The organism is Acinetobacter sp. C15 (assembly GCF_013420645.1).
Classification (GTDB): domain Bacteria; phylum Pseudomonadota; class Gammaproteobacteria; order Pseudomonadales; family Moraxellaceae; genus Acinetobacter; species Acinetobacter indicus.
In genome coordinates this window covers 25,564-40,841 of the sequence record NZ_VOXR01000019.1, presented here as the reverse complement: position 1 = coordinate 40,841, position 15,278 = coordinate 25,564, and the positions used below count along the sequence as shown (strand labels likewise).

Annotated in this window: 18 protein-coding genes; 12 read left to right on the top strand and 6 right to left on the bottom strand. The window is 43.0% G+C overall.

The window, feature by feature from the left end:
- The first annotated feature begins 64 nt into the window (after positions 1–64).
- The 3 genes from FTT63_RS09160 to FTT63_RS09150 all read left to right on the top strand — a co-directional run bounded on the left by FTT63_RS09160 (position 65) and on the right by FTT63_RS09150 (position 2,177).
- Positions 65–334 carry a YARHG domain-containing protein gene (locus FTT63_RS09160; RefSeq protein ID WP_045795400.1) on the top strand — a complete coding sequence of 90 codons (270 nt, stop codon included), beginning with the start codon at positions 65–67 and terminating at the stop codon, positions 332–334.
- Between the two features lie 27 nt (positions 335–361).
- Entirely contained in the window at positions 362–775 is a 414-nt protein-coding gene (locus FTT63_RS09155) for an HIT family protein (protein ID WP_005178433.1), read from the top strand.
- 346 nt (positions 776–1,121) lie between these two features.
- Positions 1,122–2,177, top strand: coding sequence for a porin (locus FTT63_RS09150; RefSeq protein WP_104472781.1), 1,056 nt, complete (start codon positions 1,122–1,124; stop codon positions 2,175–2,177).
- Between the two features lie 110 nt (positions 2,178–2,287).
- On the opposite strand, the gene FTT63_RS09145 is transcribed toward FTT63_RS09150, so the two are convergent.
- Together FTT63_RS09145 and FTT63_RS09140 are read right to left on the bottom strand one after the other, a co-directional pair.
- Positions 2,288–2,899, bottom strand: a complete 612-nt coding sequence (locus tag FTT63_RS09145) for a YidB family protein (protein WP_005178435.1) — start codon at positions 2,897–2,899, stop codon at positions 2,288–2,290.
- A 107-nt stretch (positions 2,900–3,006) separates the two neighbouring features.
- Positions 3,007–3,477, bottom strand: a complete 471-nt coding sequence (locus tag FTT63_RS09140) for a DUF6231 family protein (RefSeq protein ID WP_005178437.1) — start codon at positions 3,475–3,477, stop codon at positions 3,007–3,009.
- A gap of 35 nt (positions 3,478–3,512) precedes the next feature.
- Here FTT63_RS09140 and FTT63_RS09135 point away from each other — a divergent pair, with 35 nt between their 5' ends.
- Positions 3,513–4,385, top strand: coding sequence for a DUF2797 domain-containing protein (locus tag FTT63_RS09135; protein WP_075174536.1), 873 nt, complete (start codon positions 3,513–3,515; stop codon positions 4,383–4,385).
- Between the two features lie 70 nt (positions 4,386–4,455).
- Here FTT63_RS09135 and FTT63_RS09130 read toward each other — a convergent pair whose 3' ends face one another.
- The 3 genes from FTT63_RS09130 to FTT63_RS09120 all read right to left on the bottom strand — a co-directional run bounded on the left by FTT63_RS09130 (position 4,456) and on the right by FTT63_RS09120 (position 7,365).
- On the bottom strand, positions 4,456–6,327 hold the full coding sequence (locus tag FTT63_RS09130; RefSeq protein ID WP_104491556.1) for a SurA N-terminal domain-containing protein: 1,872 nt from the start codon (positions 6,325–6,327) through the stop codon (positions 4,456–4,458).
- Positions 6,328–6,456: 129 nt separating this feature from the next.
- On the bottom strand, positions 6,457–6,729 hold the full coding sequence (locus tag FTT63_RS09125; RefSeq protein ID WP_005178445.1) for an HU family DNA-binding protein: 273 nt from the start codon (positions 6,727–6,729) through the stop codon (positions 6,457–6,459).
- Positions 6,730–6,897: 168 nt separating this feature from the next.
- Positions 6,898–7,365, bottom strand: coding sequence for a phasin family protein (locus FTT63_RS09120; RefSeq protein WP_005178447.1), 468 nt, complete (start codon positions 7,363–7,365; stop codon positions 6,898–6,900).
- Between the two features lie 186 nt (positions 7,366–7,551).
- Between FTT63_RS09120 and FTT63_RS09115 the strand changes: the two genes are divergently transcribed.
- From FTT63_RS09115 to fdx, 8 genes are all read left to right on the top strand, one after another.
- Entirely contained in the window at positions 7,552–8,199 is a 648-nt protein-coding gene (locus FTT63_RS09115; RefSeq protein WP_005178449.1) for a hypothetical protein, read from the top strand.
- Positions 8,200–8,310: 111 nt separating this feature from the next.
- A complete protein-coding gene (locus FTT63_RS09110; RefSeq protein ID WP_005178455.1) occupies positions 8,311–8,784 on the top strand; it encodes an Rrf2 family transcriptional regulator in 474 nt (157 codons plus the stop codon).
- Between the two features lies 1 nt (position 8,785).
- Positions 8,786–10,003, top strand: a complete 1,218-nt coding sequence (locus tag FTT63_RS09105; RefSeq protein ID WP_005178458.1) for an IscS subfamily cysteine desulfurase — start codon at positions 8,786–8,788, stop codon at positions 10,001–10,003.
- A 102-nt stretch (positions 10,004–10,105) separates the two neighbouring features.
- On the top strand, positions 10,106–10,492 hold the full coding sequence (iscU, locus tag FTT63_RS09100) for a Fe-S cluster assembly scaffold IscU (protein ID WP_005178460.1): 387 nt from the start codon (positions 10,106–10,108) through the stop codon (positions 10,490–10,492).
- 37 nt (positions 10,493–10,529) lie between these two features.
- On the top strand, positions 10,530–10,850 hold the full coding sequence (gene iscA / locus FTT63_RS09095) for an iron-sulfur cluster assembly protein IscA (protein ID WP_005178462.1): 321 nt from the start codon (positions 10,530–10,532) through the stop codon (positions 10,848–10,850).
- 104 nt (positions 10,851–10,954) lie between these two features.
- Positions 10,955–11,470: a Fe-S protein assembly co-chaperone HscB gene (gene hscB, locus FTT63_RS09090; protein WP_180192190.1), complete on the top strand. Its 516-nt coding sequence runs from the start codon at positions 10,955–10,957 to the stop codon at positions 11,468–11,470.
- 39 nt (positions 11,471–11,509) lie between these two features.
- Positions 11,510–13,369, top strand: coding sequence for a Fe-S protein assembly chaperone HscA (gene hscA / locus FTT63_RS09085; RefSeq protein WP_163170183.1), 1,860 nt, complete (start codon positions 11,510–11,512; stop codon positions 13,367–13,369).
- Between the two features lie 15 nt (positions 13,370–13,384).
- A complete protein-coding gene (gene fdx, locus FTT63_RS09080; RefSeq protein WP_005178469.1) occupies positions 13,385–13,723 on the top strand; it encodes an ISC system 2Fe-2S type ferredoxin in 339 nt (112 codons plus the stop codon).
- A 95-nt stretch (positions 13,724–13,818) separates the two neighbouring features.
- Here fdx and FTT63_RS09075 read toward each other — a convergent pair whose 3' ends face one another.
- On the bottom strand, positions 13,819–15,276 hold the full coding sequence (locus FTT63_RS09075) for an adenylate/guanylate cyclase domain-containing protein (RefSeq protein ID WP_171525163.1): 1,458 nt from the start codon (positions 15,274–15,276) through the stop codon (positions 13,819–13,821).
- Between the last annotated feature and the right edge of the window lie 2 nt (positions 15,277–15,278).

Genomic DNA, 15,278 nt, shown 5'->3' with positions numbered 1-15,278 from the left:
TCAGAATAAAACCTAATATTGTGAATAGATGCTTACCCACAATGTTATTACAGAGGAAACTCGTATGAATAAGCTCACTGTTGCATTATTGACCAGTCTTGCAACATTCATTGGGGCAAATACCACTGCTTTTGCTTCAGCACAGGAATGTCAAAAGCTGAAAAATGATCATGATGTGATTTATGCATCAAAAGGCTTCTGCTTTAAAGATCCTGAAGCCAAAGCCAAGTTTGGCAATGACAACTGCTATACCACCAAGCCAAAATTTTCTGAAAGAGAGCAACAACGACTTGACGAAATCAAGGCACGTCAGAAAGAATTGAACTGTAAATAATTCAATGCATTGATTAAAGGAAATATCATGGCTTACGATGATCAAAATATTTTTGCAAGAATCCTGCGTGGAGAACTGCCTGCAATTAAAGTCTATGAAGATGAGCAGGTTCTTGCGTTTATGGACATCATGCCTCAGGCAGATGGTCATACACTGGTCATCCCGAAATCACCTGCGGTTACCCTGCTCGACTTAGATCCACAAGTGGCAGCCTACACCATTCAGGTGGTGCAGAAAGTTGCCAAAGCCATGGAAAAAGCCTTAGGGCTAGATGGAATTGTATTAATGCAGCTGTCTGGCGCTGCTGCGGGACAAACTGTACCGCATGTTCATTTCCACCTTATTCCAACCTCGGTACATCAACTCGGCAAACATGCTGCGCAGATGGGTGACCAGGAAAAAATCATGCAACTGGCTGAAAAGATTAAGGCAGTGCTTTAAAATATTTTCCCCGGTGAAATGTAAAAATGAATGGAGCGACTGCTCCATTTTTTTAAGCAGAACTTCTGCTAAACCTATTTTTATGACACTAAGGTGTCAATTCGCTTGCAATTAAGTGATTCATTTTAAAAATTTTTCCTGATTTGGAAATTTATCTTTTTATAACAATGCTATTAAAAGTAAGTTTTTGATCTGATTTGTACTTTTTAATATTTTTGAAATATTTCCTTAATATTACTGTCGCATTTGTAAGGAATACTTAGCACCAATAGAGAACGGGGGTAGATCAATCCTACTTCTGAACAATGTTTAGGACTAAAAACAATAGTCTGTATTGGAGCTACACATGAAAAAAACGCTTTGCGCATTAGCAGTTGGGGCAACCTTATTTACACCAGCATTAGCTATGGCTGCTGATGTAAAAGTATATGGTCGTGCACACGTATCTTTAGACTACCTAGATAATGGTGCAGACTATAATGAAGTGACTTTGTCTTCAAACTCATCTCGTTTAGGCTTCAAAGCTGAACAAAAATTAGAAAACGGCCTGACTGTTTTTGGTCAAATCGAACAAGAAGTAAACTTTGCAAGTGGCGCTAAAGATGAGGATGATGGCGTTGACTTTGCAACACGTGATACTTTCGTTGGTTTAAAAGGTGATTTTGGTCAGGCACGTGTAGGTCGTTTTGACAGCCCGTTTAAAGCCGCTCGTGGCCCAGTCAACTTCTTTGGCGACCAATTAGGTGATATCCGTAACGTAACACGTGTTGGTAACTTACGTTTTGATGAACGTAATGCCAATACAATTGAATATAAGTCACCAAAATTGGGTGGTGGTTTTAATGTAATCGGTGCTGTATCTTTACACGGCGAAACTGAAGTAGCTAGCGATGAGAAAAGCAAAGCATACGACTTGGCTTTAACTTATAAAGAAGGTCCAGTTGATTTTGCTGCTGCGTATGAACACTATGAAGAAGATGCTGACAAGAAAGAACGTGATGGCTTCCGTGTTGCAGCTGCATATAAAATTACACCAGAATTCAATCTAGGTGCTTTATATCAATATTTAACTCATGATGATGATGTTGCAAACCCAGATGCCCAAGTATTTGGTGTAGCAGCGGATTATAAATTTGCACCAAAAACTTATTTACGTGGTCAAGTATTCCACCGTGATGTAGATGCAGATGATGCAAATGCAACTCTTCTTGCAGTGGGTGTTGAACATCGCTTAGATAAAGCGGTACGTGTTTATGCGAACCTGGCTACTGTACTGAATGATGAAAACTCAAAATTAACTCCATGGTCAGCAGGTCGTAGTACAAAAACTTCAGATATTACCGGCGGCGCTAATGGTGAAGATGCATTCGGTCTTTCTCTAGGTTTCCGTTACGACTTCTAAGTCTTAACCGAAATTAAAAAACAAAAAAACACGCTTCGGCGTGTTTTTTTATATCCAGATTTATGGATTAAAAAAGCCAACCTCAGGTTAGCTTCATTATATAAACAGACTTATCTTTTCAGAAAACCTGACACCATATTCAGCACATTCTGAATATCATTATTGGCTTCAGTTTTACTGGTCTGCTCCCCCTGTGGAGTTAAAGAGTCAATAATCTGTGGCAACACCTGTGAAATTGCGCCATAAATATCCTGTTTAGGGGCATGGGTTTGCTGTGCCACCTGTTCCACTTCTTCATCATCAAACAGATTCTGGACTTCCTGCGGATTCACACTGGCATTCTCGCCCGGCCCGGTCGAAACCCAGTCATCCACCTGGCTGCTTAGGCCCTGACCTTTTAATTTGTCCAGTGCACCTTGCAAACCACCCTGCTTTTGAATCCAGGCCAGCACCAAAGGCAATACCGCAACCAGAAGAGAAGTTTTAGAACTACCACCTAGCCCCTGACTGGAACCACCGAATTGGCCCAGCACAGAGCCTAAAATCCCACCCAAACCGCCTTGCTGGCTTTGCCCACTCTGCTGGTGATTATTTCCCAGTTGACCTAGAACTGAACCGAGAATACCGCCTAGCCCAGCACTTTGTTGGGATTGCTGCTGATTAGAATTTGAACCTAAGGCCTGTTTCGCCAAAATTTCCACAATATTGCTTAAGTTTGTCATGATTTTTGTTTCTTCCTTTAATGACATTCACTCAGCATACGATGCTTCATTCATCTGAAACATCCGAAATTGTTATGTTTTTGCAAAAACTGCAGAAAAGCTGAGCATTACCAGCGATATTTATCCCAATTTTCCGGGTTAGCCCAAAATTTGGAGTTAAACCAGTCCGGTACATGCTTATAGGTCAAAATATTAAATTGCCATAACATCAGATCATGCTGTGGCTGACTTTTATCCATCAGCTGGGTAAAACCCAAGGCACGTAATAAAGGTTCATCTTGACGTTTAGTCACCACCACCATACGTTTGGCCAGCAAATCACGCAGTTTCACCAAAAGCTGCGATTTCTGCGCGCTGCTCAAATCTGCCATTTCTTCAGTATCGAGTAGTACAAAAGCCAAATCAAAACGCTGGGTAAAAGGCAGATTTAAAAGCGTAGTTACGTTAAAATATTGCCATTGAATTGTCTGATGATGATCGTATTGTTCAAGATGTTGACCAATACACAATGCAGTAGAAACTGGCTGCTCCTGGGTTAAATCGTCTAGCATAGAAGTGATGACATTCATCTCAGCCATGACTGCATTCCTTATGATGAAAGTGAGTATTTTTTATGGAACTACAAGGCATTTGCCATAAAATGCATGCAGGTCTAAAGGACCTTAGTGTAACTGATCAACAGACACACCGGGCAAATGTTGAATATAAATTTATTCTGGATCGCTCAGAAATCGAACTGCCTTTTCGCTTGGGTCAAGAAATAGAAATTGAATGGACCGGCAATATTTACTGTGTTTCTTGCGGCAGCAAAACCCCAAAATCCTATTCACAAGGTCACTGCTTTAAATGCTTTAAAACCAAAGCGTCCTGTGACATGTGCATTATGAAACCTGAAACCTGCCATTATCATTTAGGCACTTGCCGCGAAGAAGAATTTGCACGATCTGTCTGCTTCCAGCCGCATGTGGTGTACCTAGCCAACTCCAGTGGCTTAAAGGTCGGGATTACCCGTATTGGCCAAATGCCAACACGCTGGCTGGATCAAGGGGCGACTCAGGCCTTACCGATTATGAAAGTCGGCTCTCGTCGTTTATCTGGGCAACTGGAAATCATGTTTGGTTCACAAATTGCCGATAAAACTGACTGGCGCAAACTGCTCAAAGGTGAAGCTGAACCGGTCGATTTAATTGCGACCCGTGACCAGCTGATTGAAGAATTTGCACCAAAAATCAGCACCATTCGTGAAGAATTTAACCAGAATCTTGAGTTTAATGAAACATTGGAATTGATGGAGCAGGAACGTCCACGCGAGTTTATTTATCCGGTGGAACAGTATCCTGAAAAAATTAAATCGCATAATCTGGATAAGACCCCGGTGATTCGCGGCAAACTTTTCGGGATTAAAGGTCAGTATTTAATTTTAGATACTGGCGTAATTAATATCCGTAAATATACCGGCTATGAACTGATTATCCGTACTGAATAAACTTTTCACCAAAATATAAGCACAATAAAAAAACCGGCGTTTGCGCCGGTTTTTTATTATGCAGTCAGACTTATTCAATATCTGCTTTAGCTTTCAGATACTGGGTATAGTCATCCAGTTCTTGCTGGGCGCGCAGCTGTTGATACAACTTGGCCAGCTCCTGTAACTGTTCAGGCGTTAAAGCATTTGAAGTGGTACGGTTCACATTCGATACTGCCACGACCACCAGTTCATTTGGCAAAGCTGCCGTGGTCACAGACCACATCCCTTGCTTCGGTGGCATCAAGCTAAATGCAGCACGCTCAATTTCACGCTTTAAACGACCTTCAGCACGGGTAAATACACCAGCATCTTCAAAACGGATTTGCTGCTGAGCCAAGACTTCTGCAGCCGGTTGCGTCTTGAACTCATCCAGTGATTTCTGGATTTTGGCTTTGGCTGCATTAAAGGCTTTTTCTTCAATCAGTTTGGCACGTACACGTGGTGTTGCTTCAGCCAGGGTTTGCACACCCGCAGCATGATACTCACGTACTTTCACCCAAACCACATTACCATTGGCCATTTGAATGTTACTTGAAGCGTTACGATCGCCGTTTTTCACATCATCATTAAACAGTTTCACCTTCACACTTGGATCAGATAATACTGGATGCTGAGAGGCCAGACTAAAGCCTTTTACCGATTCAACCTTGGTGCCTTTGACTTCCTGAGATACCACATCCAGCGCATCACTACCCACCACCATCTCATTCAGGCTATTTACCGTATCCGAGAAGGCATTTTGCTGTTTGGTCTTTTTCAGTTCTGCAGTTAAACGGGCTTTTTCCGCTTCAAAAGAAGGCACCTGAACTGCATCGGTTTCAACCTGAATTAGATGATAACCATATTGGGTTTTCACCGGCTGAGAAATCTGACCTGATTTCAGACTGGTGACTGCCTGATCAAAGGCATTGCCAAAGGCACCCACGTCATAAGCCTCAAATAAGCCACCCTTGTCTTTAGATTCCGGGTCTTCTGAATATTTCTGTGCAGCAGCGGCAAAACTGGTGCCCTGCTGGATTTCAGCATACACCTGATCCGCCAGTTTTTTGGCAGCTGCATCATCACGTGCATCGGTGGTAATTAAAATATGTTTAACCTCACGCGCTGCATTTTTTTGCTGGGCTTCAACAAACTTGTCATAGGCCTGTTGCAATTCTGCATCGGTAATTGCAGCTTCAGTCGCGGAAATATGTGCTGGCGTCAGAACAATAAAGTCGACATCAACATTGGCGACCTGCTTAAACAGGGTCGAATGTTTATTGTAATAATCACTGATTTCTTGCGCTGAAACCTGAATATTTTTCTTATATTCATCCAGTTTAATGCTGGATAAATGCAAGGTACGCTGTTCGGTTTGTAAATTGGCAATCTGCTGGATATCCAGCTCGCTCACTAAGGCATGATCCATAAAGCTCGCGCTAAGCATTTTCAAGGCATGATCCTGACGCAGGTTCTGGATTAAAGCCTGACTGCTCATGCCCACTGAACGCAGGTAATTGGCATACAGTGCTTCAGAAAACTGGCCATTTTCCTGAAAGCTTGGTTGCTGGGCAATCATCTGCTCAATTTGCGCATCGCTTAAGGAAATACCCAAATGTTCCGTCTGTTGTAACAGCAAGGTACGTGCAATCAGAGTATCGAGTGCTTTATTTTCAATATACGCCTGATTCAACAAGGTCTCATCGCCTTGTGTATAGCTGAGATATTGTTGTTTTAATGAGTTGGTTAAGGCTTCTAATTCCTGTTTGGAAACCTGTTGCCCATTTACTGATTTTGCCGAGTCGGCAGAATTGCCGCCACTAAAATATCCTTCAATACCTACAAGTGCTAAAGGGATCAGAAACAGAACGAGCAAAACCTTGCCCAACCAGCCCTTAATAACATTACGAAAAGATTCCATAAGTATTCCAATATTTTACTTGTGCAGGATTTTAACCGAAAACCCTCAGCGAATGAATGTATTAAAACCCGAAACTCTGATTATTAATAAAAAACGCGCCAGGAGGCGCGTTTAATACTGCTTAAAAGATCAAGCTACAGAATCTTTTAAACCTTTACCCGCTTTGAAGCTAGGTACTTTGCTTGCTTTAATCTCAAGTGTTTCACCAGTTTGTGGGTTACGGCCTGTACGAGCAGCACGTTCTTTCACATTGAAAGTACCGAAGCCCACTAAAGTCACTGTGTCGCCTGCTTTCAGCGCTTCAGTGATTGAAGCAATTGTAGCGTCTAAAGCCTTACCAGCGTCAGTCTTAGACAATCCCCCTTTCTCTGCAATTGCATCAATTAATTCTGATTTATTCATGAAGATTACGTCCTCTTAATATCGTTTATTTAAGGTCCAAAGATTTCGTTTAAGTTACCGTAATGCCTTTATAGCAATGCTTTGAGGGTAAAAGCAATACTCTCCAGACGCATTTATACAAAATAAGTTGCAAAAATCTGCCAAAAAATGCCAAAGCTGTCGAGATTTTCACTTTTTCAGGAGTTGTTCTTTTAATTGCTTATTTTCTTCAATTAAAGCATCGACTTTGCTGTGCAGTTGCAGCACCAGCTGCTCTAAATGCTGGATATCTTTCACGGTTACCAGCCCTATACGGTTCAAGGAATGATGAACACTATGGTCAATCATCCGTTCGACCTTATCTTTGGTATCGACCACCGATTCTTTGGCCTTTTCAGAAACTTTTTCTACGGTTTGATCGGCAATTTCGGTGGTTTTGGATTCCAGTTCTTCCCCCACCTTGACCAGTGAGTCAAATAATTTATTGCCTTCTTCTTCAGCACGGGAAAATGCGCCTAAGCCGGCCAGCCAGATCTGTTTGGTATATTTGCGAAAATCCAGCGCCGATTTACGCCCAGAACGTACTCTTGCTTTGTTTTTAGACGCTTTTTCATTTTCGTTTTGTGGTTCTGGCGATTCTACTGCTGCTTCATCCATTCGCATTTCTCCTGCTTATTTTGTATACCATTCAATATCATAAACCAACAAAATGCTCTTATAATAGCAAATTAAGCACTTGAACGTTTTGTTAAACTGTTCTACAAAGCAAGAATATTATGTATTACTTCCTGGTAATGCACCGCTTGGATATGCATGACTCGATCTGGTTAGGGACTAAATTGTATGAATGAATCGCAACAAAGACAAAATGAATCACATTTGTTGCTGACGATGGTGATGATTGTTCTGGAAACAATCTTTAGCTTTATCTTGAAATATGATCGTGTTGTTGCACTTCAGGCCAAAAAATTTGTAGACCAGAAAATTGCAGTCAAAATTAACAGCTATATTCCGTATTTTGACTTCTATGTGCAGTTTAGCGAACACGGCATCCTGTTTGATCTAAAAGCGCCTGAAAAAGCCGTCGAATTAGATGTCCGTACCACATTGCTGGATTTGATCAAGATTTTTGTCTTGGGGAATCGCCGCAGTATTCGAGCCATGCGTATTGAAGGCGACCCGACTTTAAAAGATGAATTCCGTGATCTGCTGACCTTATTTAGTATTCCTAAGGTGCTGTCAGACTGGCGTCAATGGCTGGCCGATCCTGAACACGAGCAGGAACTGGAAACCTCTAAACGCCGAATTGCCCCGCTGCTAGAGAAAATTGACCTGCAACGCTCGACCATTAATACCCTGCAAGTAGAAGTTAAACAGTATAAAAACCGCATTCGTCGCATGCAGCGCAACCAAAAGCGAATTAATCTGGCTTTTAGTCTAATTACTCTGCTATTAATTGCGTTATTAGTGTATAATTTATGGATCGTTTAAATCCTTAATTTCCCTGCGATTGAATCGAATATCCGAATAATAAAAAAACTTGACTATTTTAGTCAGGATTCATAGAATCTACACATCTAGTCCAACCATGTGTATCGAATCATGCGCTTAACCACTCGCGGTCGCTACGCAGTGACTGCTCTACTTGATCTAGCTTTGCAGCCAACTGAACAAACGATCACTCTTGCAGAAATTGCAGCTCGACAATCTATTTCTGTCGCTTACCTTGAGCAGTTATTTGCGAAATTAAAGCGTCACGGCCTGGTTTCCAGTATTCGTGGAGCCAATGGTGGTTATCACCTGGCGCGCAGTGCCGATACAATCACCGTATTAGAAATCATTGAAGCTGTAAATGAAACGGTTGATGCCACCCGTTGTGACCATAAAGGCAACTGCCAGAATGGCGCAATGTGCTTAACCCATGATTTATGGCAAGAACTCTCCCACCATATTGCCGATTATCTTGCAAAAATCACCCTTGCTGACCTTGTAGCTCGTGACAACGTTCAAGCCGTTGCAATTCGCCAAAATTCAGCATCTTTTGATTCAGCCCTTTTATCGGTTACAGGTATTTGACATGAAACGTCCGATCTATCTTGACTATGCAGCAACAACTCCTGTAGACCCTCAAGTTGCAGAACGTATGATGGAATGCTTAACTTTCGAAGGCACCTTCGGTAATGCAGCATCGCGTTCACATGCCTATGGCTGGCAAGCAGAAGAAAAAGTGGAATATGCACGTGAACAAGTTGCGAACTTGATCAAAGCTGACCCACGTGAAATTGTCTGGACTTCAGGCGCAACTGAATCTGACAACCTTGCCCTAAAAGGTGTGGCTCAATTCTATGCATCTAAAGGCAAGCACATCATTACCTCTAAAATTGAACACAAAGCAATTTTAGATACCTGCCGCGAGCTTGAGTCTGAAGGCTTCGAAATTACCTATCTTGAGCCACAACCACAAACCGGTTTAATTACCCCGGAAATGGTTCAAGACGCAATTCGTCCAGATACTATTCTTGTTTCCCTGATGATGGTGAACAACGAAATTGGTACCGTGACTGACGTTGCTGCAATTGGTGAAATTACCCGTGCCAACAAAATCTTCTTCCACGTTGATGCTGCACAGGCTGCGGGTAAAGTCGAGATTGATCTTTCAACCTTAAAAGTTGATTTAATGAGCTTCTCTGCACACAAAATCTATGGCCCTAAAGGCATTGGTGCCTTATTTGTACGCCGTAGCCCGCGTGTGCGTCTGAAAGCGCAAATGCACGGTGGCGGTCATGAGCGTGGTATGCGTTCTGGTACGCTGGCGACCCATCAAATCGTAGGTATGGGCGAAGCATTTGAGCTGGCAGGTAAAAACCTGGAAGCTGAACAAACCCGTTTACGCGTGTTACGTGACAAACTCTGGAATGGCCTGCAAGACCTTGAACAAGTGTTCCTGAACGGTCACCCGACTCAAAACGTAGCCAACTACTTAAACGTCAGCTTCAACTTTGTTGAAGGTGAATCGTTAATGATGGCGCTTAAAGATGCAGCAGTATCTTCAGGTTCTGCATGTACGTCTGCAACGCTTGAGCCATCTTATGTACTGCGTGCGCTAGGTCTGTCTGACGAGCTTGCGCACAGTTCAATTCGCTTCAGTTTTGGCAAATACACCACTGAAGAAGATATTGATCATGTGTTATCAATTACCAAAGCTGCTGTTGAGAAATTACGTGAACTTTCTCCGCTTTGGGATATGTATAAGGAAGGTATCGACCTTTCTACAGTTGAGTGGGCGGAACACTAATTCGACTCTGAGATGAGGCTTTATTCAGCTTCATCTCATTGATAAAACGAATATTGACCCCATATTAATATTAACGCTGACCCCGAGGTTTGGAGAAGCAAAATGGCATATAGCGAAAAAGTAATTGATCATTACGAAAACCCACGCAACGTTGGTGTTTTAGACAAAAATGCAGACAACGTAGGTACAGGCATGGTCGGTGCACCAGCATGTGGCGACGTGATGCGTTTACAGATTCAAGTGAATAACGACGGTGTAATTGAAGAAGCACGCTTTAAAACATATGGCTGTGGCTCGGCAATTGCATCAAGCTCACTGGTGACTGAGTGGTTAAAAGGTAAAACTTTGGACGAAGCTCAAGCCATCAAAAATATTGATATTGCAAACGAACTGGCTTTACCACCAGTTAAAGTACACTGCTCTGTACTTGCAGAAGACGCGATTAAAGCGGCTGTTGAAGACTATCGTACCAAACAGCAAAAAGCTTAATTGTTTCTCGTTTTAAAGACAGATTAACGGAGTTTTCATGATCCATTTAACTGAAAATGCTGCAACTCATATCAGCAATTACTTAAAGAATCGCGGTAAGGGTGAAGGTATTCGCGTTGGTGTGAAAACTTCCGGCTGTTCGGGTCTGGCCTATGTGCTTGAGTTTGTTGATGACGTCAATGCATACGATCAGGTATTTGAACAGCACGGTGTAAAAGTATTCGTTGACCCGAAAAGTTTAGTCTATCTTGAAGGTTTAGAGATGGACTATGTCAAAAACGGCTTGAATGAAGGCTTCGAATTCAATAACCCGAATAAAAAAGGTGAATGTGGTTGTGGTGAATCCTTCACGGTTTAACTCCCGACCTTCCCTTCTTTTGCAGATTAAAACAGTGTCTTGTACACTGTTTTAATCGCATTTATGCAGTCCTTTTTTGTAATCAATCGCGGATTATCTCTCCCATGAATCATTTTGAGCTGTTTAACCTGCCTGTAGCACTCGATATTGATTTGGCTACTTTAAAAGCAGAATTTTTAAAGTTACAGCAACAATATCACCCCGATAAAGCCGAAGATAAAGACCAGGCCCTGATTCAGTCCAGCGAAATCAACCAGGCGTATAAAGTTTTATCTCAAGTTGACAGCCGCGCAGGTTATTTACTGAGCTTAAAAAAACAGGACTATCATCTGGATCAGTCGATCAGTGATTTCGAGTTTTTACAGTCTGCCTTGGAAATTCGTGAGCAGCTGGATGATGCCCGCTCTGCCGATGAACTGGCTTCCCTGAAAACCGAAGTCCAGCAATGGATTGATGGTCTGGTTCGCGAATTTAAAATTGATTATGCAGATGATGACTGGGGCGAAGCACGCGATACAGTACGTAAATTGCGTTTCTTCCAGAAAGTCATGACCGATATTGACAAGGCTGAAGATCGTTTCCTCGACGATGACAGCTTTGACTTAGATGACGATTTTTAATTTTATTTTTTCAAATTAACGTGCAAAGGATGTAACACAATGGCGCTCTTGCAAATTGCAGAACCAGGACAATCAAGCGCACCGCATGAACATCGCATTGCGATTGGAATTGATTTAGGCACCACACATTCACTGGTGGCCACTGTTCTTTCGGCGCAAGCCAAAGTCCTTCATGATGAACAAGGTCGTGTGTTACTTCCCTCAATTGTTCATTATGCCGAAAATACCACGCAATATGGCAACGATGCCAAACCGTTTATCACCAGCGATCCGAAAAATACCATTGTTTCAGTAAAACGTTTTATGGGTCGCTCCAAGGCAGACATCAAATTTCAGCATCCTTACGATTTAGTGGGTGAAGCCAATGAAATGCCGGCTTTTGAAACTGCGCAGGGTCGTAAAACACCAGTAGAAATCTCGGCTGAAATTTTAAAACAGCTGAAAGACCGTGCTGAAGACAGCCTGAAAAATCCGGTCAATGGCGCAGTAATTACCGTTCCGGCTTATTTTGATGAAGCCCAGCGTCAAGCCACACGTGATGCAGCTCAACTGGCCGGTCTGAATGTGCTGCGTTTACTCAATGAACCGACTGCTGCTGCAGTAGCCTATGGTCTGGATCAGGACAGCAATTTAAGCACCGATCGCAACTATGTGATTTATGACTTAGGCGGCGGTACCTTTGACGTATCAATTTTACGTTTCTCGCAAGGCGTATTTGAAGTACTGGCGACCGGTGGTCACACTGCATTAGGTGGTGATGATCTGGATCGTTTAATTGTCAAATGGGCGAAAAAACAGCTGAATATTGCCAGCTTAAATGATACTGAATATGCCCACTTTGTGGTCGCAGCGCGTCAGGCCAAAGAAGCGCTATCGGATGCGGAATCGGTAGAACTGCAACTGTTAGACCAAACACTGACACTGGATCGTGCGACTTTTGAAAGCATTATTCAGGTGGCGTTAGACAAGACTATTAGTGTCTGCAAACGCGTACTGCGCGATGCCAAACTGGAACTGACCGATATTCAAAACGTAGTACTGGTTGGCGGCTCTACCCGCTCCTATGCCGTGCAAAAAGCTGTCCGTGAGGTATTTAACCAAGAACCGCTGTGTACTATTAACCCGGATGAAGTGGTTGCAATTGGCGCCTCTATTACGGCCAATCAGCTGATTGGTAATACCAAAGACGGTTCATTGCTGTTAGACGTCACCCCACTGTCTTTAGGTCTGGAAACCATGGGCGGTCTGGTCGAGCGTTTAATTTCACGTAATACTGCAATTCCAGTCGCGCGTCGTCAGGAATTCACCACTTATCAGGATGGACAAACCGCCATGCTGATTCATGTGGTGCAAGGTGAACGTGATCTGGTTGAGCATTGCCGTAGTTTAGGCCGTTTTGTCCTGCATGGTATTCCACCAATGACTGCCGGTCAGGCGCGTATTGAAGTGACCTTTCAGGTCGATGCCGATGGCCTGCTTAGTGTTTCTGCCAAAGAAACGACTTCTGGCGTCTCTGCGCACATCGACATTAAACCGTCTTATGGTTTATCTAGCGAGGATACTGAGCGTTTACTGCTTGACGGTTTCAAATACGCAGAAGAAGACAAACACCTGCGTCATTTACAGGAAACCAAGGTCGAAGCACAGCGTGAACTGGAAGCCTTGGAACAGGCGTTAAAAGTTGATGCACAGCTATTGAGCACAGAACAACTGGACGCATTGAATGGTGCGAAAACCCATTTGTACAGCCAGCTTGAAACAACCGATATTCAGGCTATTGAACAGGCTATTGAACAGCTTAAAATACACAGTGATGCTTTTGCTGCGCTTCGCATGAACCAGCATATTGATGCTGCTCTTAAAGGCACCAAGCTCGACGACTGGTCAAACTCAAACTAATTTAAGGTAAAGACTATGCCACGTATTAAAGTACTTCCACATGCGCAATTCTGCCCAGAAGGTGCTGAGTTTGAAGTTGAACAAAATGCCAACCTGTGCGAAAGCCTGTTAAAAAACGGCATTAAAATTGAACATGCCTGCGATATGTCATGTGCCTGCACCACCTGTCACGTGGTGGTACGCCGCGGTTTTGACAGCCTGGAAGAAATGAATGATGTCGAAGCTGATCTGTTAGATCGTGCTTGGGGTCTAGAACCTGACTCACGTTTATCATGTCAGGTACAGGTGGTTGATGAAGATCTGGAAGTTGAAATTCCAAAATACACCATTAACCATGCTTCTGAAAATCACTAAGACTTAAAACAGAAAAACCACGCTCCGGCGTGGTTTTTTTGACTTGATAGAACACTCAACAATCTTCGATCAAGCAGATCATCTATCTTTATAATTTAATGAAATTCCCGATCTGGTCGATTAACCTCGACTTCTTCAATCACTTCATCTTCCAGTTTTAATTTCACAATACCCTGCGAGTTGGTCAGTTTTTGCTGGGTCTGAATCCGTTTAATCATTTTTTCCAGCACACCAATCAGTTCCGGATATTCAAAGTTTTGCACTTCATCCAGATTCAGCAACAGATGAAAACCTTTGTATTCATAGTCAAACCAGCGCTGATAATCGGATTTTCTGGCCGCATATTTTTCCATGACCTGCCAGGTTTTCACCGGACCCTGAATACCTTTCAGGAAAATTGGCGCTTTCGGCGCACACAGATAATCATTTTTCACCAGTTGATAGGTATCATCTGACAGCAGGATTTCATCAACTTCGGCTGCGCTTTGCAAACGCGCTGCCAGATTGGCATCGCGGCCGACAATGGTATAGGCCATCCGATGCGCCGCACCATAGTTACCCACGTGGCAATAACCGGTACTGATGCCCATGCGGATATGTAGCGGCGGATAACCCATTTTAATCCAGCGTTCACGCAGCAGTTTCATTTGCTGGCGCATGGCAATAGCCATTTCAACGCAGGTCTTAGCATCATTTTCTACACCCTGACTGCTTGGATCACCAAAGAAAATCAGGATGGCATCCCCCATAAACTTATCGACGGTGGCTTCATACTGCTTGGCAATTTCAGTCATATGACTCAAATAATCATTCAGCAGGTAGGCTAAATCGTCTGGAATCAAGGTTTCAGACAGCTCGGTAAAGCCCTGAATATCGGAAAAGAAGATGGTGAGTTTTTTACGTTTATATTCAATTTTGGCTTCTGACTCGCCTTTCATGATCGAGTGCCAGAGCTGAAGCGGCGCATAACGGCTCAACTGGTTGGCAAACTCCATATAGCGGTTCATTTGCTGATAATAATGTTCACGCTTATGGTTAGAGGCACGAATCCGGCGGGTCTGATAAACACTACCCATCCCGAAATACACGATCATGCACAGGAAGGCCAGAATGGTCAGCTCATTGGTGGTGTATTCAAAATATTCACCAAAGCCAAATACGAAAATATTGCACAGATAGAATACCGACGCTGCAAATAAAGCCGCCAGCGACACCAAAAAGAACGACACTTTGACGTTAATGGCGGTATACAGCAAGGCAAAAATAGCCGCAAAGGTCAGGACCAGATTTAAATGCACGGCCGACAGACAGATGGCCACAATCATAATATCTATAATAAATAAGATATTTCTTTTAATCTGATAGTTATATTTAGATTGTAGCCAGCGCGACAGTTTCGGGGTAATAAACAGCAAAAATGCCAATAAAACCGGAATATAAATTTGGTACTGGGTGTCTGGATAGGTGTAATGATAGACAATCAGGATCAGCGATAAACTGGCATAGCCCATAACCCGATGCAGGTAATCAAATTGTGTAGGATCTCGATCCATCC